This is a genomic window from Neisseria sp. 83E34 (assembly GCF_001308015.1).
GTDB lineage: Bacteria > Pseudomonadota > Gammaproteobacteria > Burkholderiales > Neisseriaceae > Neisseria.
In genome coordinates this window covers 160,810-186,061 of the sequence record NZ_LGYH01000004.1, presented here as the reverse complement: position 1 = coordinate 186,061, position 25,252 = coordinate 160,810, and the positions used below count along the sequence as shown (strand labels likewise).

Below are 25,252 nucleotides of genomic sequence, written 5' to 3'. Positions count from 1 at the left end.
CTAGACAGTTTGAAAATCATTTCAACATATTCTTCAAATATTTCCCTGTATAACTCCCCTCAACCTTAACCACTTCTTCCGGCGAGCCTTTGGCAATAATCCTCCCCCCGCCATCGCCCCCTTCCGGCCCCAAGTCCACAATATAATCCGCCGTTTTAATCACATCCAGATTATGCTCAATAATCACAATCGAGTTGCCTTTGCCTTTCAGACGGCCTATTACTTCCAGCAGCAAGGCGATGTCGGCGAAGTGCAGGCCGGTGGTGGGTTCGTCTAGGATGTAGAGGGTGCGGCCGGTGTCGCGTTTGGAGAGTTCGAGGGCGAGTTTGACGCGTTGGGCTTCGCCGCCGGAGAGGGTGGTGGCGGATTGGCCGAGGCGGATGTAGCCTAGGCCTACGTCCATCAGGGTTTGCAGTTTGCGGGATACGGTGGGTACGGCGTCGAAGAATTCGCGGGCTTCTTCTACGGTCATGTCGAGCACTTGGCTGATGTTTTTGCCTTTGTATTGCACTTCAAGGGTTTCGCGGTTGTAGCGTTTGCCGTGGCACACTTCACAGGGCACGTAAACGTCGGGCAGGAAGTGCATTTCTACTTTAATCACGCCGTCGCCTTGGCAGGCTTCGCAGCGGCCGCCTTTGACGTTGAACGAGAAGCGGCCGACATTGTAGCCGCGTTCGCGGGCGAGGGGTACGCCGGCGAAGAGTTCGCGGATGGGGGTAAAGAGGCCGGTGTAGGTGGCGGGGTTGGAGCGTGGTGTGCGGCCGATGGGGGATTGGTCGACGTTGATGACTTTGTCGAGGTGTTCGAGGCCGGTGATGTCGTCGTAGGGCGCGGGTTCTTCGTGGGCGCGGTTGAGTTCGCGCGCGGTGATTTTGGCGAGGGTGTCGTTAATCAGGGTGGATTTGCCGCTGCCGGATACGCCGGTGATGCAGGTAATCAAACCCAAAGGCAGTTCGAGGGTAACGTTTTTGAGGTTGTTGCCGCGTGCGCCTTTGAGGACGAGCATTTTTTCGGGGTTGACGGGCGTTCTTTCAGACGGCACGGCGATGGCTTTTTTGCCGCTGAGGTATTGGCCGGTAACGGAGTTTGTGCAGGCGGCAACTTTGTCGGGCGTGTCGGCGATGATAACGTTGCCGCCGTGTTCGCCCGCGCCGGGGCCCATGTCGATAACGAAATCGGCTTCGCGGATGGCATCTTCGTCGTGTTCGACCACGATGACGCTGTTGCCGAGGTCGCGTAGGCGTTTGAGGGTGGCGAGTAGACGGTCGTTGTCGCGCTGGTGCAGGCCGATGGAGGGTTCGTCCAACACGTACATCACGCCGGTGAGTCCGCTGCCGATTTGGCTGGCGAGGCGGATGCGCTGGGCTTCGCCGCCGGAAAGGGTTTCGGCGCTGCGGCTGAGGTTCAGATAATCAAGGCCGACGTTAATCAGAAAGCCCAAGCGCTCGGTGATTTCTTTGAGGATTTTTTCGGCGATGTGTTTTTTGTTGCCTTCTAAATCGAGGGTTTCAAAGAATTGGTGCGTTTGGGTGAGCGGCCATGCGGAAATTTCGTGCAGCGGCTGTTTGCCCACATAAACATAACGTGCTTCTTTGCGCAAACGTGCGCCGCCGCAGCTCGGGCAGGCGCGGTGGCTTTGGTATTCGGCGAGCTGTTCGCGCACAGTGGGCGAATCGGTTTCGCGGTAGCGGCGTTCGAGGTTGGGGATGATGCCTTCAAAGGCGTGGCTGCGGTTGAAGGTGGTGCCGCGTTCGGAAAGGTAGGTGAAATCAATCACTTCTTTGCCGGAGCCGTGCAGCACGATTTTGCGGATGTTTTCAGGTAGCGCTTCAAACGGGGTATCGACATCGAATTGATAATGCCGCGCCAGCGATTGAATCATTTGGAAATAGAACTGGTTGCGTTTGTCCCAGCCTTTAATCGCACCGACGGCAAGGGAAAGCTCGGGGTGGGCGACTACGCGTTCGGGGTCGAAGAAATTCATGCTGCCCAAGCCGTCGCAAGTGGGGCAGGCGCCGACGGGGTTGTTGAAAGAAAACAGGCGCGGTTCGAGTTCGGGCAGGCTGTATGAGCACACGGGGCAGGCGAATTGCGAGGAAAACCAATGCTCTTCGCCGCTGTCCATCTCCATTGCCAGCGCACGTTCGCCGCCGTGGCGCAGGGCGGTTTCAAAACTTTCGGCCAGCCGCTGTTTGATGTAGGCTTTCACTTTCACGCGGTCGATGACCACGTCGATATTGTGCTTGATGTTTTTTTCGAGCTTGGGCACTTCGTCGAGTTGATAGACTTCGCCGTCCACACGCACGCGGGCAAAGCCTTGCGCCTGCAAGTCGGCAAAGAAATCGACAAACTCGCCTTTGCGTTCGCGCACGGCGGGGGCGAGAATCATCACGCGGGTGTCTTCAGGCAGGCTTAAAACGTGATCCACCATTTGCGATACGGTTTGGCTGCTCAAGGGCAAATCGTGCTCGGGGCAATGCGGCGTGCCGACGCGGGCATACAAGAGGCGCAGATAGTCGTGGATTTCGGTAACGGTGCCGACGGTGGAGCGCGGGTTGTGGCTGGTGGACTTTTGTTCAATCGAAATCGCCGGCGACAAGCCTTCGATCAAATCGACGTCGGGCTTATCCATCATCTGCAAAAACTGGCGCGCATAGGCGGAAAGGCTTTCCACATAACGGCGCTGGCCTTCGGCATAGAGCGTATCGAACGCGAGCGAGGATTTGCCGCTGCCCGACAAACCCGTTACCACCACGAGCTTGTGGCGGGGGATGTCGAGATCGACGTTTTTCAGATTATGGGTGCGTGCGCCGCGGATGCGGATGGTGTCGTTGTCTTGCTTGCTCATGATGCCTGTCTGAAAAATATGGGAAACCGCTTATTTTAACGTGTATCGTTATGAAAGAGATAGCCTTATATGCAAAACAAAAGTGATGCTTGCCGAAAAATTTATCAGGTTGCAGCGTTGCCTAATTCAAGCCAAAAAACACAATGCCTGTCTGAAAATATTCAGACAGGCATTTTTTCAGACAGGCATCATTTATGAATCAACGTGCCTTCCTGCATCATCATTACTTGGTCGAAGCGGCCGGCTAGCTCGTCGTCATGTGTAACCACCACCAGACTGGTGCCGAGCTCACGTTTCAAATCAATCATCATATCCAGCACGTTTTGCGCATTTTTGCGGTCGAGATTGCCGGTAGGTTCGTCTGCAAGCAGGCATTTCGGGCGTGTAACCAGTGCGCGGGCGATAGCGGCACGCTGGCGTTCGCCGCCGGAAAGCTCGCTCGGGCGGTGTTGCATACGCGCTTTTAAGCCTACCCGTTCCAACATGGCTGCGGCTTGGCTTTCGGCTTCGGCTTTGGGCTTTTTGCCGATTAAAAGCGGCATCATCACGTTTTCGAGTGCGGAAAATTCCGGTAGCAGATGATGGAATTGATAAACAAAGCCTAAATATTGGTTGCGCAAATTACCCAATTGTTTTTGGTTTAATGCATTCAAATCATTGCCCATCAGCTCAACTTTTCCCGAGCTTGGCATATCAAGGCCGCCGAGGATATGCAGCAAAGTCGATTTGCCGCTGCCCGAAGCGCCGATAATACTGACGCTCTGCCCCTCCCGAACCTGCAAGCTCAAGCCTTTCAACACTTGCACATTCAGCACTCCGTCGTTATAGCTTTTGCTGATGTTTTGGCAGTTTAAAACCAGATTATTCATAGCGCAAAGCCTCCGCAGGTTGGGTTTTCGCAGCGCGCCAGCTCGGGTAGAGTGTGGCTAAAAATGACAAAGAAAGGGAAATCGCAACGATGATAACCACATCGTTTATGTCAACGTGGCTGGGTACATAGTCGATAAAATAAAATTGCGGATTAACCAATTTTTTACCTATCAGGTTTTCAACGGCGGCAATGATTCTGCCCATGTTCACGCCAACCAGCACCCCAACCACAACGCCGACCAAAGTGCCCACAAATCCGGCAAAAGCACCCTGCACCATAAAAATCTTCATCACGCTGCCGGGCGACAAGCCCAGCGTACGCAAAATAGCAATATCGGCCTGTTTTTCAGTAACCGCCATTACCAAAGACGACACCAAATTAAATGCAGCCACGGCAATAATCAACGTTAAGATAATAAACAGCATCAGCTTTTCAAACTTAACTGCTTCAAAATAGCTGCGGTTGGAGAATGTCCAGTCGCGCACCCATATTTTATGCTGCTCGGCCACAGGAATCAGATTCTGGGTAAATTCCGGCGCATTGTGCGGATCGGCGAGTTTCAGCCGCAAGCCGTTTACATTATCCTCACCCAAACGGTAAAGCGTTTGCGCATCAATCAGGTGGGTAAGCGCCAATGAATGATCCAATTCATACACGCCTGTTTTGACAATACCTACCACGTTAAACTGCTTTAAACGCGGCACCACGCCGGCAGGCGTAACATTTCCTTCGGGCGTAATCACGGTTACTTTCCCGCCCTGCTCTGCGCCGAGCGCTTCGGCCAAACCTTCGCCCAAAATAATGTCGAATTCTCCGGGGCGTAAATCATCAAAGCGGCCCACTTTCATTTTGTCGCTATAATCGACCACTTTTTTTTCTTCATCGGGCAGGATGCCACGCAGCTGCACGCCTTGAACTTCCCCCGAATTTGCCAGCAAAGCCTGATCGGCAATATAAGGCGCGGTAGCCAGCACTTCTTTCTTGCCTTGCACATATTTGCGCAAATCCTGCCATTTTTCACCACCGCCCATTTCGAAATAGCCGATTTCCGCATGCGGCGCCACATGCAGCAGCGCTCCGCGGATATCCTTTTGGAATCCTGCCACTACTGAGAGCACGATAATCAGCGCCGCCACACCCAGTGCGATACCCAAAATGGAAATTAAGGTAATAAAAGACATGAAACCGTTGCGTTTTTTCGCACGCAGATAGCGCAAACCAATCCAAGTTTCTAAAGAAGCCATTTGTAAAGGCCGCCTTCCTTCAGCTGAAAATAAACGCGCATTGTACCGTAAATCGGGTTAAATCGGTTTAAGCCTGTCTGAAAGAAGTAAATCTGCGCTTCGGAAGCCGATTCAGGTATAATTCCGCTCTTGATTCAAACGAAATTCAAACACGCTTCCATGTCTAGAAAACCCAAACACGAGCTTGAAAACAATAAATTAAACAAACGCCTGCGCCATGCCGTGGGCGATGCCATCAATGATTTCAATATGATTGAGCACGGCGACAAAATCATGGTCTGCCTTTCTGGCGGGAAAGACAGCTATGCCCTTCTGGATATTCTGCGCCAGCTTCAAGCCAGCGCGCCGGTGGATTTCGAGCTGATTGCCGTAAACCTCGATCAAAAGCAACCGGACTTTCCCGAGCACGTGTTGCCGCAATATCTCGAAAGCATCGGTGTACCTTATAAGATTATCGAAGAAGACACTTATTCCGTGGTGAAGCGTGTGATTGAAGAAGGCAAAACCACCTGCTCGCTTTGCAGCCGCCTGCGTCGCGGTGTGCTTTACCGCGTTGCCAAAGAGCTGGGCTGCACCAAAATCGCGCTCGGCCACCACCGAGACGATATTCTGGAAACGCTGTTTTTGAATATGTTTTACGGCGGCAAGCTTAAAGCCATGCCGCCCAAGCTGGTGAGCGACAACGGCGAACACATCGTTATCCGCCCGCTTGCTTATGTGAAAGAAAAAGATTTAGCGCGCTATGCCGAGCTAAAACAATTTCCGATTATTCCGTGCAATCTATGCGGCTCACAGCCCAATTTGCAACGCCAGGTGATTAAGGAAATGCTGCAAGATTGGGACAAACGCTTCCCGGGCCGCATCGAATCCATGTTTTCCGCCCTGCAAAATGTTGTGCCCTCGCATCTGGCCGATACGGCCTTGTTTGATTTTGCCGGTTTGGAGCGCGGGCAGGTTTTGAAACACGGTGGTGACACGGCTTTCGATAAAGAAGCCATGCCGCAGCACTTTTCAGACAGGCATTCTGATGAATACGGTAACGCCATCAAAATTGAGGCGACGCAAACCCGAAAAGTGATTAATATATTGGCCAGCAAGCCTAAATGTTAAGTTTGATGAAGTATGTTTGCGGTTGTTGGCAAATTTGAAGCAACCGACTGTAACAGCCGAAACTGAATATCCTGCGGCACTGTATTGCCTATATTATCTGCATAGCGCCGCCTTACTGTTGACTGTTCAGTTTTCGGTTATACCGACACACTCTGTTTTCCATAAGGATGATTATGATGAATAATTTAAACAGCCTCCCGCTTCCTGAAGACAATCAAATTGAAGTGAAAATCGCGCCGCCCGGTTTGCGAATCGGCGCTTGCGCATTGAATATTCTGTTTTCCATCATCGCCTTGATTCCTTTGTTTGCAACGATGGTTGTGCTGATTATCAAAAACTCAGAACAGTTCAAAGGCATTAATGAGAATAACCCGGAAGCTGTTTTTTCTGCTTTGAGCAGCGTATTTGCCCACCCTGTATTTTTGTTGAGCATTTTAGTTTATTTGGTTTACGGCATTTGGCAGATTGTTATCATGAGCAAGCACGGCCAGTCTCTGGGGAAACGCCTGCTTAAAATCAAAGTGATTAAGTCTAACGGTGATGAAGCCGGCTTTCTCGGCACGGTATTGCTGCGTGAAGTGGTTTACAACATTGCTGTGAGCATTATTGTGGCTTTGCTTGTGATGATTGTCAGCGCGTTGGTTTCCGAAACTGCACTTGAAGTGCTCTCCAACCTCATCAGCTGGCTGCCTAATTTAATTTGTTTGGTTATGCTTTTTAATGTAAAACGCGACCGCCGCACTTTACAGGATTACGTTGCCGATACGGTTGTGGTGAAATTGCCTGATTAAGCAACAATGCCTGTCTGAAAACATTCAGACAGGCATTGTTTATCGCGTAACTGACCTGATTTAACTCTTTCGTAAAACCACGAAAATTAGACTTATCTCATCATAGCAAGCCTTTTATAATCCAATCCGCAACAGCCTAACACCCTGTTTGTTTCAGACAGGCACTATCAGTTCACCTAAAATCCGGAATACTCATGACTACTATCCTTATTCTTTGCGGCTTAATCTGCCTTGTTATCGGCCTACTCGGAACGATTTATCCGGCCATTCCCGGCTTAGGTTTGATGTTTGGCGGCGCGTGGCTACTGGCTTATGCAGGCGATTACCAGATTATCGGCACCAATACTTTGATTGCTTTAGGTGTGTTCGCAGCCATCGGCACCGCCACCGATTACGTAGCCGGTATGCTGGGCGCAAAATTTACCGGTGCCAGCAAACAAGCCATCTGGGGCTCGTTTATCGGCGGTGTGGTCGGCGCATTTTTCAGCATTCCCGGCTTATTAATCGGCCCTATTATCGGTGCGGCAACGGGTGAAATCATTGCCAGAAAAGATGTGTGGTCGGCAGGAAAAGTGAGCATCGGCACATTTATCGGTTTCATACTCGGCGTGGTGGCAAAAGTGGGCTGTGCCGCCGCTATTGTGATCACTTTGGCTGCTGTATGGATTGTCAGCCTGTTTAATTAAGCTTTTCAAACCCCATAAAACAATGCCTGTCTGAAAGCAAACCGTTTTTTCAGACAGGCATTGTGTTTATTTGAGCAACTCGGCCAGCATGTATTCGTAAACAGCGGAAAGTTTGGGAATGTCTTCTAAAAGCACGTGCTCGTTAATCTGGTGGATGCTGGCATTGGAAGGCCCCAATTCAATCAATTCTTTTGCAACGGCTTTAATGAAACGGCCGTCGGACGTGCCGCCGCTGGTGGAAAGTTCGGTTTGGATGCCGCACACTTCGGCTGCCGCGGCCTGAGCCACCTGCGTGAGCCGGCCGGCTTCGGTAAGGAAAGGCTGGCCGGAGCACGACCATTCCAAATCGTAATCCACGCCGTGTTTATCCAAAATCGCATGCACCCGTTCTTTTAAGCCTGCCTCCGTCGATTCGGTGGAAAAGCGGAAATTGAATTTGATGTTCAACACGCCCGGAATCACATTGGTTGCACCCGTGCCGCCGTTGATATTGGAAATCTGAAAACCGGTCGGCGGGAAATAATCGTTGCCTTTGTCCCACTCTTCAGCAGTCAGCTCCAGCAAAGCGGGCGCCACTGTGTGCACGGGGTTTACCGCCAAATGCGGGTAGGCGATGTGCCCCTGTTTGCCTTTAACTGTGAGGTTGCCCGAGAGCGAACCGCGGCGGCCGTTTTTAATGGTGTCGCCCACGCGGTTTACCGCTGTCGGCTCGCCCACAATGCAATAATCAATTCCCTCGCCGCGCTTTTGCAGCGCTTCAACCACTTTGACCGTGCCGTCATACGCATCGCCTTCTTCATCGGAAGTAATCAAAAAAGCAATGCTGCCTTTGTGTTCCGGATTTGCCGCCACAAAGCGCTCGCACGCGGTAACAAAAGCCGCAATGCTGGTTTTCATATCCGCAGCCCCCCGGCCATACAGGCAGCCTTCCCGCTCTGTCGGCACAAAAGGCGGAGACGCCCATTTTTCTTCAGGGCCCGGGGGCACCACATCGGTATGCCCGGCAAAACACACAACCGGCGCTGCGCTGCCTTTGCGCGCCCAGAAATTTTTCGTGTCGCCAAAATTCATGGCTTCTACCGTAAAGCCCATTGCCTCAAGCCGCCCGGCCAAAATGGCTTGGCAGTTTTTGTCGTCGGGTGTGACGGATGCTTGGGCAATCAGTGCTTTGGCCAATTCTAAAGTAGCGGTTTCAGTCATCGCAGTTTCCGGTTGTCGAAATGAAGTTGGAGATTGTATCAGCTTTGTTTCAGACAGGCATACCGCCGCTTCACGCCGAATCACAAAACTTGTCAAAAAAACTCATTCCGTTACAATCACCTTACCCGAAAATTCTACAAAGGCCTGTCTGAAAATGGAAAACAAAAAATTTATTTGGGACACCATCAGAGAAGAAACCGCAAGAGCCGCCGCCGAAGAGCCCATGCTGGCCAGCTTTCTGCATTTAACCGTGCTGCGGCACAACTGCCTCGACCGCGTATTGGCGTTTCATTTGTCCAGCAAACTCTCCAGCACCACGATGGACGCGCGCGCTTTGTTTGAAATCTATCTGCGCGCCCTGGAAGACGACCCTTCCATTTCAAAAGCCATGCAGGACGACATAAAAGCCTATTACGAGCGCGATCCCGCGTGCGACCAATATTGCCTGCCGCTGCTCTATTTCAAAGGCTTCCATGCCATTCAGGCACACCGCATCAACCACTGGCTGTGGCAAAACGGCCGCCAGACTTTGGCCTATTTTCTGCAAAACCGCTCATCGGAAGTGTTCGGCGTCGACATCCACCCCGCAGCGCGCTTCGGCAGCGGCATCATGATTGACCACGGCACGGGCGTGGTGGTGGGAGAAACCGCTGTTTTGGGCAACGATATTTCGATTTTGCACGGCGTAACCCTCGGCGGTTCGGGCAAAGAAAGCGGCGACCGACACCCGAAAGTGGGCGACGGTGTCATGATAGGCGCCAACGCTTCCGTACTCGGCAACATCCTCATCGGAGAGTGCGCCAAAATCGGTGCGGGCAGCGTTGTGGTGGCGGACGTGGAGCCGAACACCACCGTTGTCGGCGTGCCTGCCAGAGCGGTGGGCAAAGCCAAAAACATGCCGGCCGCCGACATGGATCAAAACATTGCGTTTTTCTATTCGATTTGAATCCGCTTTCAGACAGGCATCTTATCAACACGCAAATGCCTGTCTGAAACACATATAAAACAACCGGCAAACTGCGTTTGCCCCGTTTATCCATAGTATAATTATGCCTGTCTGAAAAGTTCAGACAGGCATAATGGTATCGGCTAACAACTCACAATAACATTTGCCGCTGTCTTTCCAAAACCCGCTATCTGTGGAGTCTTTCCGTGCATTTCTCACTCGCACCCGTCGTTCTCGTCTTACTTGTTGCCGTTATCGCGGTTATTGCCTGCCGCCGTTTCAACATTCCCTCCATGCTGGGCTATCTGCTGGTCGGCTTTATCGCCGGCCCGGGCGTGCTGCACCTCATCCCGCAAAGCAGCGCTACCGACTATTTGGGGGAAATCGGTATCGTATTCCTGATGTTCAGCATCGGCTTGGAATTTTCACTTTCCAAGCTGAACTCCATGCGCCGCTTGGTGTTCGGCTTGGGCGGCCTGCAAATCGGTATTACCCTTGCCGCCGTATTAGGCATTCTGATTATCAGCCAAAACACGCCGTTTACCCAGGCCTTTGCCGTTGCCGGCGCTTTGGTTATGTCGTCCACCGCCATCGTCAGCCGCATTCTTTCTGAAAAAACCGAATTGGGCCAGCAACACGGCCAAATGGCGATGGGCGTGTTGCTGATGCAGGATATCGCCGTGGTGCCTCTGATGATTCTGCTGCCCGCCCTGGCCGGAGGCAACAGCGGCAACCTTTGGTGGGAGCTTTCCCTTGCCGCAGTCAAAATGGTGCTCACTCTTTGCGTATTGTTTATCATCGGCAGCCGCGTGATGACACCCTGGTTCCGCTTGGTGGCAAAAGCCAAGTCGTCGGAACTGTTCATGATCAATGTTTTACTGGTCACACTGGGCATCGCCTACCTTACCGAACTGGAAGGCCTCTCACTTGCCTTAGGCGCATTCGTGGCCGGCATGCTGCTTTCGGAAACCGAATACCGCTTCCAAGTGGAAGACGATATCCGACCGTTTCGCGACATTTTGCTCGGCTTCTTTTTCATCACGGTAGGCATGAAGCTCAACCTCAACGTTTTGGTGGAAAACTGGCCTTTGGTCATGATTTTGCTCGCCATTATTATTCCGCTGAAAGCCCTGATCGTTTTCCTGATTGCCTGGCGCATGAAGCACACCGGCGCCGAAAGCCTGAAAGCAGCCCTATATCTGGCGCAAGGCGGTGAGTTCGGCTTCGTTATTCTCGCCGTAAGCGGCAATCTGGCTCTTATTTCCGACAATTTGGAGCAGGCCGCCACCGCCGCCATCCTGCTTTCCATGATCGCCGCACCATTTATCCTCAACGGCAGCGATAAGGCCATCAACAAACTGATTAAGCCGAGCTGGGATCTGCAAGCAGCCGATCTGCAAAAAATGCTGATTGACACCATGAGCAAATCCGACCATATCCTACTTATCGGTTTCGGACGCGGCGGCCAAAACATCGGCAGAATACTGGCTGCACAAGATATCCCCTACTATGCCTTGGATTTAGACGCAGAGCGGGTTCAAATAGCGCGCGGCATCGGCGAGCCCGTTGCGTTCGGCGATGCCAAACGCAAAGAGATTCTTGAAGCAGCCGGCCTCTCCCGTGCACAAGCCGTAATCATCACGCTGAACAACATGCACGAAACGGAGCACGTTCTCGACAGCATCATGCATCTGCATCCCACCATGCCGGTCCATGTACGCGCCGTTACCGATGACTATATCGACAAATTTACCGACTTAGGCGCAGAAGAAGTTATCTCCGACACACGCGAAGCCAGCCTCGCCCTAGCCTCTTTCGCCATGATCAACAGCGGCCTCTCCTACCAGCGCGTGCATCAAATCATTTCCGACGTAAGACGCAGCCGCTACCAAATTTTAGAAGGCTTAATCAGCGGCTCCGACGATGAAGAAAGTTTTTACAATGAAATCAACAGCGTAAACCGATACGCTTTCGCCCTGCCACGGGAAGCTTACGCCGTCGGTAAAAGCATCCGGGAGCTTCCCCTGAACGAAACACAAGTGAAGCTCGCTGCCGTCCGCCGTCAAACCAGCCAAATCCGTGATTTCACTCCCGATTTCGTACTTGAACCTAACGACATCCTGATTATCATCGGCAGAAAAGAAAAAATAATTTCTTTTGAAAACTGGTCGTTACAAGGAAGCGAATAATTTCCTCAAAAAGCACTTGCGCAGAAAGCCAGAATTTGGTTTAATCACGTTCTCACAGCGAACACAAGGGTGATTAGCTCAGTTGGTAGAGCGTCTGCCTTACAAGCAGAATGTCGGCGGTTCGACTCCGTCATCACCCACCAAGCTTTTCGCGCGGAGTGGTAGTTCAGTTGGTTAGAATACCGGCCTGTCACGCCGGGGGTCGCGGGTTCGAGCCCCGTCCACTCCGCCAACAATACAACAAAGCGTTTACGCAAACGCTTTTATTATTTAGGGTGATTAGCTCAGTTGGTAGAGCGTCTGCCTTACAAGCAGAATGTCGGCGGTTCGACTCCGTCATCACCCACCAAGCTTTTCGCGCGGAGTGGTAGTTCAGTTGGTTAGAATACCGGCCTGTCACGCCGGGGGTCGCGGGTTCGAGCCCCGTCCACTCCGCCAATACAATTCATTAAAGCGTTTAACGCAATGCTTTTATTAATTCAGGGTGATTAGCTCAGTTGGTAGAGCGTCTGCCTTACAAGCAGAATGTCGGCGGTTCGACTCCGTCATCACCCACCAAGCTTTTCGCGCGGAGTGGTAGTTCAGTTGGTTAGAATACCGGCCTGTCACGCCGGGGGTCGCGGGTTCGAGCCCCGTCCACTCCGCCAACTTATCTTAATCAAAAGAGCCAACAAATTATTTCGTTGGCTCTTTTGATTTAAATAAAAACAACCGCTTAAGAATCTACAAGCGGTTGTTTTGCTAAGAAAAAAGCATATTAATAACGTGTAATTACCGCTATGCCGCGCATCGGATTGATTGCTTTCAAACTATCATTATCCACAAACTTAACACGGCCGCCGTTTGCTAAAACTTTCTCGATAATCTCATCTACAATATCTTCATAAGTATGTTCGGTTTGAGCAAAACCTTCCGCCAAAAGTGTTAGCGTTCTACCATCTCCACTTACTTTAGCAGGAATTTTCAAATCCTCTTCCAGAACCAACACTTCGGCACGTCCGTCTACTGCAGCCTGCCAAATTTCATTCAATCCGCCAACAAATAAGTTGTTGCCTTTAGCATTTTCTAAATCGACAAATACTTTTTGACGCTCTTCATCCAAAGCTTCTTTAATCTGCGGCCAAATATTTTTAACCAACTGATGTTCTGTTTCATCACTGAGCCCACTGTGTATATACAGCATAACATCGTCACTATTGCGGGCCCCGTCACGGAAGTGTCCAATATTTCGATCCACACCAACTACCACGATAGGAGCTGGAATTTGCTTTTGAGCTTCCACCAAAGCATCACCTACTTCGCGCATTTGATCGGTCAGAATCTGATCCCGCACATGGCTGATATCCTGACTAATGCTCGCACTTGCGACAACATTCTCCAAGCTGAACGGAAAGCCATACGCATTCACTTCGTTAAGTAAGTCCTTACGGCCCACAAACAATCGCGAACCATTTTCACTTAACACTGTCAGCAAGTACAATGGACTACGATTCATTGCATAAACTAAATCCCGAGTTACGAAATTATCTTCAATACTTAGGTGCTCTGGTAATCTGAAAGGCAATTTGAAAAGACCGCTGTATTCGGCACTCGCAAAAATAACCAATCCATCAAGATTATGCTCATGATCTACGTTATCGGCTAATCGATGAATTTCAGTCACAATATCGGCTGTTTCGCGCTTACCGAATTCTTCTTCCAAGCGATTCACTGCTTCACTTACCAAATTTTTTAACCGAATAGGATCTTTGTCATTATCAGGCGATGTACGGTAAGTAGGTAAGGTAATCGTCACACTTGGATAAGACCGCTTGTTCTGAATTTCTTTGATGGTATCTAAGTTCATACTAAAGTCCTTTCGATAAATGAAATAGAAGTTACTTACGGTAAACTCACTAAAACAAAACGCTAACCGTCTTTAATTTTGATTATTGGCAAATTTATGCGCAATCAACAGCTATACCTCAAAAGATATACTTAAAAATTAGATTGTTTCACAACAAGAGTTTTCAAGGTATATGCTATATTTTTAACGGCAAATAACTTTTCTTAAAAACCATCTTTTAAAATTACTTTAGTTATAGTTTTAATTTCATATTAAAATTAATTTGATTAGCTATAAATAAACAATGCCTGTCTGAAACTTTTTTCAGACAGGCATTCATGATCAATTATTAAGCATCAGCAACTGCCGTATTTTTCTGCTCAATTTTCTTAAACTTCAATACTACTGTTTCTTTTTCCTTATCCCAATCTATTCTGACAAACCCACCGTCCGTTAACTTACCAAACAACAGCTCATCAGCCAACGCCTTGCGGATTTTATCCTGAATCAAACGATGCATAGGACGCGCGCCCATTTGTGGATCAAAACCTTTTTCTGCCAGATATTTCCGTAAACTTGGTGTGAACTCCACTTCCACTTTTTTATCAAGCAGCTGCTTTTCCAATTGCAGCAAAAATTTATCCACTACTTTTGCAATAATCGGTTCACTCAGCGGTGCAAATGGAATGACTGCATCAATACGGTTACGGAATTCCGGAGTAAACGTTTTATTGATAGCAACCATCTCATCACCGCGTTCACGTTGATTAGTAAAACCCAAAGTGGGACGGCTTAAACTCTCTGCACCTGCGTTGGTTGTCATAATAATAATTACATTGCGGAAATCAGCGCTTTTGCCATTATTATCGGTTAATTTACCGTAATCCATTACCTGAAGTAGAACGTTGAATATATCAGGATGCGCTTTTTCAATTTCATCGAGCAGTAAAACACAATAAGGCTGTTTATTCACAGCTTCAGTAAGCAAGCCTCCTTGTTCAAAGCCGACATACCCCGGCGGAGAACCAATCAAGCGTGATACTGCATGGCGCTCCATATATTCCGACATATCAAATCGTTGCAACGGAACACCAAGTGCAAATGCCAGCTGCTTGGCAACTTCGGTTTTTCCCACGCCGGTCGGGCCGGAAAACAGAAAGCTACCGATGGGTTTATCGGGCTGCCCCAAACCTGATCGCGACATTTTTACCGCTGCTGCCAATGCATCAATCGCTTTATCTTGCCCGAACACCATATTTTTCAAATCACGTGCCAGATATTGCAGCACTTGTTTGTCATCATGCGAAACAGTCTTTTCAGGAATTCGCGCCACTTTGGCAATCACAGCTTCAATCTGCGCCTTTCCAATCACTTTTTTCTGTTTGGATTTAGGCAGAATCCGTTGTGCAGCACCCGCCTCATCAACCACATCAATTGCCTTATCAGGTAAAAAACGTTCGTTAATGTAGCGGGCAGACAATTCAGCAGCAGCCTCTAATGCCCCATGCGTGTACCGAACTTGATGGAAATCTTCAAACATAGGTTTTAACCCACGCAGAATCTGCACGGTTTCTTCTACTGTCGGCTCTACCACATCTATTTTTTGGAAACGCCGGCTTAAAGCATGATCCTTATCGAAAATTGTTCGGTATTCATCATAAGTAGTGGCACCGATACAGCGAAGTTGCCCTTTAGCCAATGCGGGTTTAAGTAGATTTGAAGCATCCATTGTGCCGCCGGAAGTACTGCCTGCCCCGATAATGGTGTGGATTTCATCAATAAATAAAATTGCATTAGGAACTTCAGCCAACGCTTTTAACACCGCCTTTACCCGAGCTTCGAAGTCGCCACGGTATTTGGTGCCTGCCAGCAAAGCGCCCATATCCAAAGTAAAAACCACAGCATCTTTTAATGTTTCGGGAATTTGATGATTTACAATCTGATGAGCCAACCCTTCTGCCAGCGCAGTTTTCCCAACACCAGCTTCACCCACCAGCAATGGGTTGTTTTTTCGCCGACGGCACAAAACCTGCACCAAACGCTCCATCTCATGTTTTCTTCCAATTAAAGGATCTATTCTTCCTGCAATAACTTCGGCATTCAAATTAACCGTATAGCTGCTCAAATCGTCTTTGCTTTTTTCTTTTGAGTCCGTATCTTCGCCCACAGAACGATAATCCGCACTATCCGTGTGGCTTTCACCATGTGCAAGATAGTTGAGAATTTCATAACGGCCTATTGATTGCAAACTAAGGAAATATACAGCCGGACATTCTTTTTCGCCCATCAGGGCGACCAAGATATCCATCGGCAGCACTTCCTGTTTATCTGCGGATTGGGCATGTATGATGGCACGCTGCAAAACACGTTGAAAACCAATAGTAGGCTGTGTTTCTATATGCCCCATAGAATCCTGCGGCAACATCGGCGTATTTTCCACCACAGAATTCATCAACTGGCTGCTTAAAAGTTGTAAATCCGCACCTACGGCTTTTAAAAGGTTATGCACATCATCCGATTGCTCAATCAAAATCAGCAGCAAATGCTCCAAGCTGATCAACTCATAGCCGCGTGCTCTGGCATCGGCATAGATATATTGCAAAATACGTTCTAATTCGGCTGAAATCACTTATATCTCCTCTACGCTGCATTTTAGTGGGCAACCTTCCTGCTTTGCCCGCTCCGTTACCTGATATTGCTTGGTTTCTGCAATATCACGCGTATAAACACCACACAAACCTTTGCCTTCATGATGTACCAACAGCATCACCGCTACTGCACGTTCGTGTGTCAGTGCGAATACTCCGCGCAAAATCTCCACCACAAAATCCATTGTGGTGTAATCATCATTCAAAAGGTACACCCCATATTTTTTCGGCGGTCGTGTTCGTGCCTGATTGCTCAGTGTGGCACTATCTGCATCGTTACGGTTTTTTTGACTCATGATATCCCGTTTTCTGTTGTATTTTTTCCCATTTTAATAAATTTTTATGTTTTTCCAAAACATTACTTGACGGGCATGCTTTACACAGGTAAAAAGACATCAAGCAGAGCTTGGCATCAATAAAAATAATAGCTTTTGGAGAGATCGATGGCTTTTAGTTTTACAGCGTTGCCTGATTTTGCTTTCATTTGTTAATTTTTTTGTATAGGAAGTAGTATTACATGGCAACCGGTACTGTTAAATGGTTTAACGACGCTAAAGGTTTTGGTTTCATCACTCCCGATGAGGGCGGCGAAGATTTGTTTGCACATTTCTCAGCTATCAATATGGAAGGCTTTAAAACTTTGAAAGAAGGTCAAAAAGTTTCTTTCGATGTAACTTCAGGCCCCAAAGGTAAACAAGCTGCTAATATTCAAGCCGCTTAATTGATATTGGGTTGGATTGATTCCAATCAACAAATATGGCAGGTTTAAAAAACCTGCCATTAATTTATCATTTTTAATTTACTGTTCACAAGGCAGAATAAAATGAACACTTACGAAAACGCACTCAAACAACTTGACGAAATCATAAACCATCTCAGAAACAACCAGTCTGCAGACTGCTCAAAAGCGGAAGAACAAGATTTACAAACATTACGCTTCAAAACCCTTAAACGTGTTCTTTCCCCCAACGATCAAGCTTCTATCGACAAAATCGCAGCATATTATGCAAAACACATCACCAAGCAAGCCTGATATTCCTGCGGGCATATACCGCCATTACAAAGGAAACCTTTACGAACTGCAGGCTCTTGCCCGGCATTCCGAAACAGAAGAATGGTTAGTTGTTTACCGCGCACTTTACGGAGAATACGGCCTTTGGGTTCGCCCCGCCGCTATGTTTTCTGAAAAGCTGGAATATCAAGGCCAAATCGTAAGTCGTTTCACCTTAATCCAAGCAACCTGATTTTTCAGACAGGCCTATGCTACAATGCCTGTCTGAATGTATTTTTGAAGCTTATATCATGAGTATCGCCAATAATAGAAAAGCGTTTCACGATTATTTCATTGAAGACCAAATCGAAGCTGGCTTGGTGCTTGACGGTTGGGAAGTAAAAGCCATACGCGCCGGCCGCGTGCAGTTGAAAGAAAGCTATATTCATTGGAAAAAAGATGCGTTTTATTTGGTTGGCTGCCACATCACCGCCCTGCCTACCGCATCTACCCATGTTAAGCCCGATCCCGTGCGCCAACGGAAATTGCTGCTGAAGCAATCTGAAATCAATAAACTCATCGGCAAAACAGAGCGGGCCGGTTACACGATTGTTCCCTTAAACCTGCACTATCATCGCGGCTATATCAAAATGGATATCGGCTTGGCAAAAGGTAAAAAACAACACGACAAACGCCAAAGCATGAAAGAAGCCGATTGGAAGCGCGAAAAACAGCGCTTGATGAAAAATGAGCGTTAAGCTCAGATGGTGAAACCAAGCCGCCGAATCCGGCGGCATTCATTTTATCTAATGAAAATAGCTGTGAACCATAATTGTGTTGCATATTAGATATGCAATATGGCAACAAACCGTAAAAACACGCAAGAGCGTTTTATCCGGCCTTTTCAGACAGGCCTTGCGCCCCAATAATGCGCCTATCCGAAATATATACGTTTTAGCAGGAGCTTAACCTCATGCCACGCCCTTCCCTCTTTTTGCCGCTGTTTCTGATTATCACAGGTGCCGTTTGGTTTTTAAAAGCCACCGACATCTTGCCTGCTACCGCTACCTTGGTTTCCTCCGCCTTAGCTGTGGCCGGCGTAGCGGTGCTAATTATGGACGGCATCAACAAACAATCCATTGTCGCCGGCCCTATCTTGATTTATATCGGCGCGGCTGTTTATCTCAAAAGCCAATATTTTCTCGATTACGCCCCGCTTATCGCCTTAGGCATGATTATCTTAGGCTGCTTGCTGCTGCTTTCACGCAGCAATATCATCCCCTATAAACATGAACGCCTGCAAAGGCCGGACTAACATTCCTTCTCATTAAATGCCTGTCTGAAACCATTCAGACAGGCATTTTCTATGTTAAAATCCAGCCCGAAATCTTTCTTAAAATTTTCCAGCCAATCCATCATGATTCAAGACAAAATCCTCATTCTCGACTTCGGCTCGCAAGTAACGCAACTCATCGCCCGCCGCGTGCGCGAAGCCCATGTTTACTGCGAACTGCACTCCTACGACATGCCTTTGGAAGACATCAAAGCCTTCAACCCCAAAGGCATCATTCTTTCCGGCGGCCCCAATTCCGTTTACGAATCCGACTATCAGGCCGACACCGGCATTTTCGACTTAGGCATTCCCGTGCTCGGCATCTGCTACGGCATGCAGTTTATGGCGCACCACCTCGGCGGCGAAGTTTCCCCCGGCGACCAGCGCGAATTCGGCTACGCCCAAGTGAAAACCATCGATTGCGAACTCACCCGCGGCCTTTCAGACGGCATGCCCAACACGCTCGACGTATGGATGAGCCACGGCGACAAAGTATCCAAACTGCCCGAAGGCTTCTGCATCATCGGCGATACGCCAAGCTGCCCCGTTGCCATGATGGAAAATGCAGAAAAACAATTCTACGGCATCCAATTCCACCCCGAAGTTACCCACACCAAACAAGGACGCGCCCTTTTAAACCGCTTCGTGCTCGACATCTGCGGCGCGCAACCCAGCTGGACCATGCCCAACTACATCGACGAAGCCGTGGCAAAAATCCGCGAGCAAGTAGGCAGCGACGAAGTGATTCTCGGCTTGTCCGGCGGCGTAGATTCCTCAGTTGCCGCCGCGTTGATCCACCGCGCTATTGGCGACCAACTCACCTGTGTATTCGTCGATCACGGCCTGCTGCGCCTTAACGAAGGTCAAATGGTAATGGATATGTTCGCCCGCAATTTAGGCGTGAACGTGATTCACGTTGATGCCACCAACGACTTCATGGGCAAACTCTCCGGCGTGACCGACCCCGAACAAAAACGCAAAATCATCGGCGCCGAATTCGTAGAAGTGTTCCAAACCGAAGCCGGCAAACGCCAAAACGCCAAATGGCTGGCACAAGGCACGATTTACCCCGACGTAATCGAAAGCGCGGGAGCCAAAACCAAAAAAGCCCACGCCATCAAGAGCCACCACAACGTCGGCGGCCTGCCCGAAACCCTCAACCTGAAGCTGCTCGAACCCCTGCGCGATTTGTTTAAAGATGAAGTGCGCGAGCTCGGCGTAGCCCTCGGCCTGCCGCGCGAAATGGTGTACCGCCACCCCTTCCCCGGCCCCGGCTTGGGCGTGCGCATTCTCGGCGAAGTGAAAAAAGAATACGCCGACCTCCTGCGCCGCGCCGACGATATTTTCATCCAAGAACTGCGCAACACTACCGACGAAAACGGCACTTCATGGTATGACCTTACCAGCCAAGCCTTTGCCGTGTTCCTGCCGGTAAAATCCGTCGGCGTGATGGGCGACGGCCGCACTTACGAATATGTTGTGGCGTTGCGCGCCGTTGTAACCAGCGACTTCATGACCGCACATTGGGCCGAACTGCCTTATTCGCTGTTGGGCAAAGTGTCCAACCGCATCATCAACGAAGTACGCGGCATCAACCGCGTGGTTTACGATGTGAGCGGCAAACCGCCTGCCACAATTGAGTGGGAATAACAGAAGCAAATATGTTACTGCTATAAAACGCTTAAAAAAACAGGTTTTGAGCGATTTTGGTGTATTAAAACTCTCTGAATGATACTGTTTAAAAAGTTGAAAAAGTAGGTTCAAAAGGGAGTTGTTGAATTAAAGTAAATTTTTAGAAAGCCTTCCATCGTTTTGGTAGGTTTTTTTTTGGAAGTAGTGAATGATAAATTAGAATTTGTAACTGAAATTTTTTGTATTTTGCGAAGGGAGAATATTGATTTATGCTTTCAATATTAGGTGCAGTATTATTTGGAGTTATAGCAACTATGACAGTTCTTGTTGCTTGCGGTTTGCCTTTGGGCGAATTTACAATGGGTGGACAACATAAAATCTTACCTAAGAAATTTAGAGTTGTGGCAGTCATTTCGGTGGCTATCCAAATTTTTGCAATGATAATTATTTTGCAAGCCGGAGGTTTTATTTCCTTGTGGTTGTCTTTTAAGGTTACTAAAAATATTTGTTTCTTCTTTGCCACTTACCTATCTTTGAATACTATTATGAACATGATTTCAAAAAGTAGGAAAGAAAAATATGTTATGACTCCGCTTTCACTTATAGCCGGAATATGTTTTTGGATAACGGCATTTCAGATGTAGTATGCAAAATGAGGATAATCTACAGTGCGTTAAATTAGAATTTGCGGAGGTGCAGTATAATGAGAGGAATAAAGCCTAATAAACATCTGGTTGTATCAATTAGAGAAATATGCAACGCTTTGTCTAATCGGAACAAAGGCTGTCTGAAAAAATTTTCAGACAGCCTTTTTTAAACGAAACATCCTGCCTTATTTCAACCCATCCAAATAAGCATCGCTATCATCAATCCCCAACTCAATCCACATCGGCAGGTGATCGCTCATGCGATAGGTGCGCCAGTCTTTGAAGCTGCGACCGGGTTTGATTTCACGCTCTTTGGCATAGACGGCTTCGTCTTCCAGACGGTAAACGTGTTCGAAGAAGTCGAAAATGCCTGCGCGGCCGGTGGGTTTGAGTTTGGCAAGTTGTTTGTAATAGGCAATTTGGTCGTAATGGCGGTCTTTGGCGACGTTGGAGCCGGGAATGGTTTTAAGCTCTTCGGGCACGACGAATCCGGCTTCGGTGATGGCCTGCATGGTTACGTCGTTGCGGTTGAAGATGTTGAAGTCGCCGAGCATGATGAGGTTGTCGGGCTTTACTTCTGCGCCGGGCTGATATTGCGGTGCACCGGAAAGTTTGGCGGCGTGTTTGGCGATGGTTTGGCTGAAGGATTTGATTTCGTTGAAACGGCGCGGATCGACGGCAACGCTTTGGCCGTAATAAATATGCACGGTGGCGAGCGTGAGATAAGCCCAGCCTGCTTTGAAGCCTGCCACATAGGGCGAACGGGCAAGCTGCAAGGGTTCTTCTTCTGCGTCTTTGTCTTTGGGCAGTACGAGTTCGGCAGCCAAACCGGTGAAGCTGACTTTACGACGGTCATACAAATAGGCCATTCGCTCGGAGTTACCCGATGAGCCTAAGGTTACGTCGGTAACGAGAAACTGCCAGTTGTCGCCAAGCAGCCGTTGCAGGTGTTGCAGCGGGTAGAGTCCGTCGCGCACTTCTTGGATGGAAATCAAGTCGAAGTGGTTGAGGATTTCGGCAATGTAGTAATAAGCTTCTTCGCTGCGGTAGCCGTATTTGCCGGAATCGAACTCGCGAATGTTCCATGTGGCAAGCAGCAGCGTGTCAGAAACGGTACGGGTAGGAATCTGCTCGGCTAAAGCTCGGCGCAGGCGTTGCAGGCCTTCGATGGTGCGGTGGCGGATGGTGGTATCTTGAATCCGTTTGAGTCCGGCGTAGTAAGTCATAAATCCTCCTTCGGCGGCTGGGCTGCATAAAACTAAAGGGAAATCAAAACAGCTATAATGAATACAACCAGTAAACCGGCTATCTTTTTTCAGACAGGCATATGCGGATGCCTGTCTGAAACATATTGCATAAATCCGGGCTGCTTATCTTTGATTTTCTGCAATATAATTGCAGCTTATCAATTAAAACCCATGCAGTGTATCTTTAGGCCTAACTCGGAAAGCTTTCAACCGGTGGATATGTTCACAATTAAATTGATGCTCCATCGGGGCCGCTTCTATATTGAATTGAATATTTTCAGACAGGCATCAATGCCTGTCTGAAAAAGCAAAACCATATGAATAAACTGATTGATATTTTCTGGCAAAGCGCGCGTTTGGAATGGCGGTATTTGAGCCGCGAACGCTGGGAGCTTGCCTTGCTATTATGGCTGCCGCTGGCCAGTGTGCTGTTGGTTTGGTGGATATTCGGCCGCGCCACCATTACCGATTTGCCTATCGGCGTGCTGGATAAAGACCATAGCGCCCTGTCGCGCCAAGTGGTGCGCTATCTCGACGGTGCGCCTGCTTTGAAAGTGGCTCAAACCTACACCGACGAACGCGCCGCGCAACAAGCTATGGATAAAATAGATGTGTATGGCGTGGTGGTGATTCCTGATGATTTTTCGCGCCAAATCAAGCAGGGCAAGGCCTCGCCGCTGATTTTGCAGCTCAACGGGCAATTCGGTTCGTTTTCCGGCGTGTTGGTGCGCGATGTGCAAGCGGTGGCGGGCACGCTCTCGGCAGGTGTGGAAATGAAAGCGCTCAACAAACGCGGGGCATCTCCGCAACAGGCGGAAAACACATTCAGCCCGATACGCACGGCCACTTCGGCCCTGTTTAATATTTCCACAGATTATCAGCAGTTTTTGGCCTCCACGCTGATTCCGGGCCTGCTGCATATTTTGGCCATGACGGCCGGTGCAGTGGCTTTCGGGCGCGAAATACGCGATAAAAGTTTGCATGATTGGCTAACCAAAGCGGGCTGCCGCTTGAAACATCAGCGCGTGCGTTTCGCTGATTCGCTGTCTGCCTTGTGCGGCAAACTGTTGTGGCCGACGTTGACTTTTACTATATGGAGCGGCATGTTGCTATGGCTGCTGGCGCAGATACATGATGTTGGCGCCCTCTCGTGGCTGGCAACGTTTCTAGGGCTATGTTTAATGATGCTGGTATCGCTGTGGCTGGGTGTGATTGTTACGGCTTTGCCGATGTCGCTGCGCATGGGCTTATCGAGTACAGGTTTCATTACTGCGCCTGCTTTCGCGTTTTCAGGCATTGCATTTCCCCGTATCGCCATGCCGCCATGGGCGCAGAATTGGTCGGATCTTCTGCCGCTGACGCATTATCTCGAATTGCAGCAAGGGTTGCTGGAAATGGGGGTTCCATGGCAATGGGCGGCCGAGCCTTTATTATGGTCGGCGCTGGCCGCCACACTCCTGATGCTGGCGGCAACCAAGCTGGCGCAGCGCGCTTACCAATTGCCTGAGCGTTGGGGCGCCAGATAATGCGTGTGTGATACGGGTTTTATGGATGCCTGTCTGAATACATAGCTGCTTGAATATTTTTCAGACAGGCATTGCCGCGCCAACAGCAAACGGTGCTACAATCGCGCCCTCACAGCAAGATGAATGTTTGTTTTTAAATTGAAATAACGCTTTCAAAACATGTCTAAATCAACACATTGGTCATCCAAAATCGGTTTTATTCTCTCTGCGGCAGGCTCGGCAATCGGGCTGGGCGCCATCTGGAAATTTCCCTACACTGCCGGCACCAACGGCGGCGCAGTGTTTTTTCTGCTGTTTCTAATCTTTACCATCTTAATCGGCCTGCCGATTTTACTGGCTGAATTTTATATCGGCAGAAAATCGGGGAAAAACGCCATTGATGCTTTTAAAACGCTGGCGCCAAACACCCCTTGGCATTGGGTCGGGCGTATGGGCGTGCTGGCGTGTTTTGTGTTGTTGTCGTTTTACAGTGTGGTCGGCGGCTGGGTGCTGGCTTATGTGGTGCATGCTTTTCAGGGAGCTGTTTCGGCGCAAACCGATTTTGAAACCCTGTTTAACCATACTATCAGCGACCCTTTCTCTGCTATCGGCTATCAGATTCTCTTTATGCTGCTCACCGTTTCCGTGGTGCAAGGCGGTATTTCGCAGGGTATTGAAAAAGCCAACCGTTGGCTGATGCCGATTTTATTTATGATGTTTCTGCTGTTAGCCGTTCGCTCGCTCACTTTGCCGGGCTCGATGGCGGGAGTTTCGTTTTTTCTGCAACCCGACTTCAGCGAGGTAAACGCATCATCCGTGCTGACTGCGCTGGGGCAAGCCTTTTTCGCTTTAAGTCTGGGCGTATCGGCCATGATTACTTATGCGGCTTATCTGGAGAATAAACAGGATTTGTTCCGCTCGGCCAACAGCGTGATGTGGCTGAACATGCTGGTTTCATTGCTTGCCGGCTTGGTTATTTTCCCTGCCGTATTTGCATTCGGCTTCAAGCCGGGCGCCGGGCCGGGGCTGATTTTTATCGTGTTACCTGCCGTGTTCCAAAAAATTCCGTTTGGCGGCGTTTTATTTGCGATATTTATGCTGCTGGTTTCGTTTGCCACCTTAACGTCGGCTTTTGCGATGCTCGAAACGGTATTGGCCGCTGTGATACACAATCATGAACACAAGCGTCGCAAAACCGCTTGGCTGCTGGGTGCCGCAATTCTCATCGTAGGAATTCCCTCTGCCCTATCATTCGGCATATTGGCCGACCACACCATTTTCGGCAAAACCGTTTTTGATTTATGGGATTACCTGATCACTTCATGGATGATGCCTATCGGCGCTTTGCTGATTGCCTTATTTACTGCTTGGATGCAAAAGCGCAATGATGTGCTGCAGCATATGCAGCAAGGCTCGACCATGCCGCCGTTTATCGGCGTGATATGGCATACTGCTTTACGCTATCTGGCGCCGCTGGCCATTTTGCTGGTGTTCGCCAACACCTTAGGCTGGATAACGCTCTAAAACACTTCTGAATTC

22 protein-coding genes and 6 tRNA genes are annotated in these 25,252 nt (G+C 49.2%); 20 read left to right on the top strand and 8 right to left on the bottom strand.

Going from position 1 to position 25,252, the window contains the following annotated elements; all coding sequences use genetic code 11:
* Positions 1-16: 16 nt before the first annotated feature.
* From uvrA to AKG09_RS05685, 3 genes are all read right to left on the bottom strand, one after another.
* Positions 17-2,848, bottom strand: a complete 2,832-nt coding sequence (gene uvrA, locus AKG09_RS05695; RefSeq protein ID WP_054618493.1) for an excinuclease ABC subunit UvrA — start codon at positions 2,846-2,848, stop codon at positions 17-19.
* 188 nt (positions 2,849-3,036) lie between these two features.
* The gene (lolD, locus tag AKG09_RS05690) at positions 3,037-3,717 is read right to left on the bottom strand and encodes a lipoprotein-releasing ABC transporter ATP-binding protein LolD (RefSeq protein WP_054618492.1); all 681 of its coding nucleotides are present in this window, start codon (positions 3,715-3,717) and stop codon (positions 3,037-3,039) included.
* Positions 3,710-4,963 carry a lipoprotein-releasing ABC transporter permease subunit gene (locus tag AKG09_RS05685; RefSeq protein ID WP_054618491.1) on the bottom strand — a complete coding sequence of 418 codons (1,254 nt, stop codon included), beginning with the start codon at positions 4,961-4,963 and terminating at the stop codon, positions 3,710-3,712. The genes lolD and AKG09_RS05685 overlap by 8 nt, the downstream gene beginning before the upstream one ends.
* Positions 4,964-5,122: 159 nt before the next feature.
* Here AKG09_RS05685 and ttcA point away from each other — a divergent pair, with 159 nt between their 5' ends.
* From ttcA to AKG09_RS05670, 3 genes are all read left to right on the top strand, one after another.
* The gene (gene ttcA, locus AKG09_RS05680) at positions 5,123-6,073 is read left to right on the top strand and encodes a tRNA 2-thiocytidine(32) synthetase TtcA (protein ID WP_054618490.1); all 951 of its coding nucleotides are present in this window, start codon (positions 5,123-5,125) and stop codon (positions 6,071-6,073) included.
* A 173-nt stretch (positions 6,074-6,246) separates the two neighbouring features.
* A complete protein-coding gene (locus AKG09_RS05675) occupies positions 6,247-6,864 on the top strand; it encodes an RDD family protein (protein ID WP_169311363.1) in 618 nt (205 codons plus the stop codon).
* 194 nt (positions 6,865-7,058) lie between these two features.
* Entirely contained in the window at positions 7,059-7,550 is a 492-nt protein-coding gene (locus AKG09_RS05670; RefSeq protein ID WP_054618489.1) for a DUF456 domain-containing protein, read from the top strand.
* Positions 7,551-7,616: 66 nt separating this feature from the next.
* Here AKG09_RS05670 and dapE read toward each other — a convergent pair whose 3' ends face one another.
* On the bottom strand, positions 7,617-8,750 hold the full coding sequence (dapE, locus tag AKG09_RS05665; RefSeq protein WP_054618488.1) for a succinyl-diaminopimelate desuccinylase: 1,134 nt from the start codon (positions 8,748-8,750) through the stop codon (positions 7,617-7,619).
* A 154-nt stretch (positions 8,751-8,904) separates the two neighbouring features.
* On the opposite strand from dapE, the gene cysE reads away from it, so the two are divergent.
* The 8 genes from cysE (at position 8,905) to AKG09_RS05625 (ending at position 12,532) form a co-directional block, all read left to right on the top strand.
* On the top strand, positions 8,905-9,696 hold the full coding sequence (gene cysE, locus AKG09_RS05660; protein WP_054618487.1) for a serine O-acetyltransferase: 792 nt from the start codon (positions 8,905-8,907) through the stop codon (positions 9,694-9,696).
* Positions 9,697-9,902: 206 nt separating this feature from the next.
* Positions 9,903-11,885 (top strand): monovalent cation:proton antiporter family protein, encoded by a 1,983-nt coding sequence (locus AKG09_RS05655; RefSeq protein ID WP_054618486.1) that lies wholly within the window; start codon positions 9,903-9,905, stop codon positions 11,883-11,885.
* Positions 11,886-11,952: 67 nt separating this feature from the next.
* Positions 11,953-12,028 (top strand) — tRNA-Val (locus AKG09_RS05650).
* A 12-nt stretch (positions 12,029-12,040) separates the two neighbouring features.
* Positions 12,041-12,117 (top strand) — tRNA-Asp (locus AKG09_RS05645).
* A 41-nt stretch (positions 12,118-12,158) separates the two neighbouring features.
* Positions 12,159-12,234: transfer RNA gene (locus AKG09_RS05640), tRNA-Val, on the top strand.
* Between the two features lie 12 nt (positions 12,235-12,246).
* Positions 12,247-12,323 (top strand) — tRNA-Asp (locus tag AKG09_RS05635).
* Between the two features lie 44 nt (positions 12,324-12,367).
* Positions 12,368-12,443 (top strand) — tRNA-Val (locus AKG09_RS05630).
* Positions 12,444-12,455: 12 nt separating this feature from the next.
* Positions 12,456-12,532, top strand: a tRNA-Asp gene (locus AKG09_RS05625).
* Between the two features lie 110 nt (positions 12,533-12,642).
* Here the strand turns inward: AKG09_RS05625 and AKG09_RS05620 are convergent.
* From AKG09_RS05620 to clpS, 3 genes are all read right to left on the bottom strand, one after another.
* A complete protein-coding gene (locus AKG09_RS05620; protein WP_054618485.1) occupies positions 12,643-13,731 on the bottom strand; it encodes a hypothetical protein in 1,089 nt (362 codons plus the stop codon).
* Between the two features lie 328 nt (positions 13,732-14,059).
* Positions 14,060-16,339, bottom strand: coding sequence for an ATP-dependent Clp protease ATP-binding subunit ClpA (gene clpA / locus AKG09_RS05615; RefSeq protein WP_054618484.1), 2,280 nt, complete (start codon positions 16,337-16,339; stop codon positions 14,060-14,062).
* Entirely contained in the window at positions 16,340-16,654 is a 315-nt protein-coding gene (gene clpS, locus AKG09_RS05610; RefSeq protein ID WP_054618483.1) for an ATP-dependent Clp protease adapter ClpS, read from the bottom strand.
* A 221-nt stretch (positions 16,655-16,875) separates the two neighbouring features.
* On the opposite strand from clpS, the gene AKG09_RS05605 reads away from it, so the two are divergent.
* The 7 genes from AKG09_RS05605 (at position 16,876) to AKG09_RS05575 (ending at position 20,958) form a co-directional block, all read left to right on the top strand.
* The gene (locus tag AKG09_RS05605; RefSeq protein ID WP_054618482.1) at positions 16,876-17,079 is read left to right on the top strand and encodes a cold-shock protein; all 204 of its coding nucleotides are present in this window, start codon (positions 16,876-16,878) and stop codon (positions 17,077-17,079) included.
* A gap of 102 nt (positions 17,080-17,181) precedes the next feature.
* Positions 17,182-17,391 (top strand): hypothetical protein, encoded by a 210-nt coding sequence (locus tag AKG09_RS05600; protein ID WP_054618481.1) that lies wholly within the window; start codon positions 17,182-17,184, stop codon positions 17,389-17,391.
* Entirely contained in the window at positions 17,363-17,602 is a 240-nt protein-coding gene (locus AKG09_RS05595; protein ID WP_054618480.1) for a DUF1653 domain-containing protein, read from the top strand. The genes AKG09_RS05600 and AKG09_RS05595 overlap by 29 nt, the downstream gene beginning before the upstream one ends.
* A 58-nt stretch (positions 17,603-17,660) precedes the next feature.
* Positions 17,661-18,107 (top strand): SsrA-binding protein SmpB, encoded by a 447-nt coding sequence (gene smpB, locus AKG09_RS05590; RefSeq protein WP_054618539.1) that lies wholly within the window; start codon positions 17,661-17,663, stop codon positions 18,105-18,107.
* 215 nt (positions 18,108-18,322) lie between these two features.
* Positions 18,323-18,664 carry a hypothetical protein gene (locus AKG09_RS05585; RefSeq protein WP_054618479.1) on the top strand — a complete coding sequence of 114 codons (342 nt, stop codon included), beginning with the start codon at positions 18,323-18,325 and terminating at the stop codon, positions 18,662-18,664.
* 102 nt (positions 18,665-18,766) lie between these two features.
* Complete coding sequence (gene guaA / locus AKG09_RS05580) at positions 18,767-20,332, top strand: glutamine-hydrolyzing GMP synthase (protein WP_054618538.1); 1,566 nt, start codon at positions 18,767-18,769, stop codon at positions 20,330-20,332.
* A 251-nt stretch (positions 20,333-20,583) separates the two neighbouring features.
* Positions 20,584-20,958, top strand: coding sequence for a hypothetical protein (locus tag AKG09_RS05575; protein WP_054618478.1), 375 nt, complete (start codon positions 20,584-20,586; stop codon positions 20,956-20,958).
* Positions 20,959-21,146: 188 nt separating this feature from the next.
* Here AKG09_RS05575 and AKG09_RS05570 read toward each other — a convergent pair whose 3' ends face one another.
* Positions 21,147-22,187, bottom strand: a complete 1,041-nt coding sequence (locus AKG09_RS05570; RefSeq protein ID WP_054618477.1) for an endonuclease/exonuclease/phosphatase family protein — start codon at positions 22,185-22,187, stop codon at positions 21,147-21,149.
* A 338-nt stretch (positions 22,188-22,525) separates the two neighbouring features.
* Between AKG09_RS05570 and AKG09_RS05565 the strand changes: the two genes are divergently transcribed.
* Both AKG09_RS05565 and AKG09_RS05560 read left to right on the top strand, forming a co-directional pair.
* The gene (locus AKG09_RS05565; protein WP_054618476.1) at positions 22,526-23,734 is read left to right on the top strand and encodes an ABC transporter permease; all 1,209 of its coding nucleotides are present in this window, start codon (positions 22,526-22,528) and stop codon (positions 23,732-23,734) included.
* A 159-nt stretch (positions 23,735-23,893) separates the two neighbouring features.
* A complete protein-coding gene (locus AKG09_RS05560; RefSeq protein WP_054618475.1) occupies positions 23,894-25,237 on the top strand; it encodes a sodium-dependent transporter in 1,344 nt (447 codons plus the stop codon).
* The last annotated feature ends 15 nt before the right edge of the window (positions 25,238-25,252 follow it).

Coding starts and splice junctions, on each gene's coding strand:
- AKG09_RS05565 (WP_054618476.1), top strand. CDS start 22,526: ATGAATAAACTGATTGATATTTTCTGGCAAAGCGCGCGTTTGGAATGG.
- AKG09_RS05605 (WP_054618482.1), top strand. CDS start 16,876: ATGGCAACCGGTACTGTTAAATGGTTTAACGACGCTAAAGGTTTTGGT.
- AKG09_RS05685 (WP_054618491.1), bottom strand. CDS start 4,963: ATGGCTTCTTTAGAAACTTGGATTGGTTTGCGCTATCTGCGTGCGAAA.
- AKG09_RS05595 (WP_054618480.1), top strand. CDS start 17,363: ATGCAAAACACATCACCAAGCAAGCCTGATATTCCTGCGGGCATATAC.
- guaA (WP_054618538.1), top strand. CDS start 18,767: ATGATTCAAGACAAAATCCTCATTCTCGACTTCGGCTCGCAAGTAACG.
- AKG09_RS05600 (WP_054618481.1), top strand. CDS start 17,182: ATGAACACTTACGAAAACGCACTCAAACAACTTGACGAAATCATAAAC.
- smpB (WP_054618539.1), top strand. CDS start 17,661: ATGAGTATCGCCAATAATAGAAAAGCGTTTCACGATTATTTCATTGAA.
- cysE (WP_054618487.1), top strand. CDS start 8,905: ATGGAAAACAAAAAATTTATTTGGGACACCATCAGAGAAGAAACCGCA.
- AKG09_RS05570 (WP_054618477.1), bottom strand. CDS start 22,187: ATGACTTACTACGCCGGACTCAAACGGATTCAAGATACCACCATCCGC.
- AKG09_RS05675 (WP_169311363.1), top strand. CDS start 6,247: ATGATGAATAATTTAAACAGCCTCCCGCTTCCTGAAGACAATCAAATT.
- AKG09_RS05585 (WP_054618479.1), top strand. CDS start 18,323: ATGCCACGCCCTTCCCTCTTTTTGCCGCTGTTTCTGATTATCACAGGT.
- uvrA (WP_054618493.1), bottom strand. CDS start 2,848: ATGAGCAAGCAAGACAACGACACCATCCGCATCCGCGGCGCACGCACC.
- AKG09_RS05575 (WP_054618478.1), top strand. CDS start 20,584: ATGCTTTCAATATTAGGTGCAGTATTATTTGGAGTTATAGCAACTATG.
- AKG09_RS05620 (WP_054618485.1), bottom strand. CDS start 13,731: ATGAACTTAGATACCATCAAAGAAATTCAGAACAAGCGGTCTTATCCA.
- lolD (WP_054618492.1), bottom strand. CDS start 3,717: ATGAATAATCTGGTTTTAAACTGCCAAAACATCAGCAAAAGCTATAAC.
- AKG09_RS05670 (WP_054618489.1), top strand. CDS start 7,059: ATGACTACTATCCTTATTCTTTGCGGCTTAATCTGCCTTGTTATCGGC.
- dapE (WP_054618488.1), bottom strand. CDS start 8,750: ATGACTGAAACCGCTACTTTAGAATTGGCCAAAGCACTGATTGCCCAA.
- clpS (WP_054618483.1), bottom strand. CDS start 16,654: ATGAGTCAAAAAAACCGTAACGATGCAGATAGTGCCACACTGAGCAAT.
- AKG09_RS05560 (WP_054618475.1), top strand. CDS start 23,894: ATGTCTAAATCAACACATTGGTCATCCAAAATCGGTTTTATTCTCTCT.
- ttcA (WP_054618490.1), top strand. CDS start 5,123: ATGTCTAGAAAACCCAAACACGAGCTTGAAAACAATAAATTAAACAAA.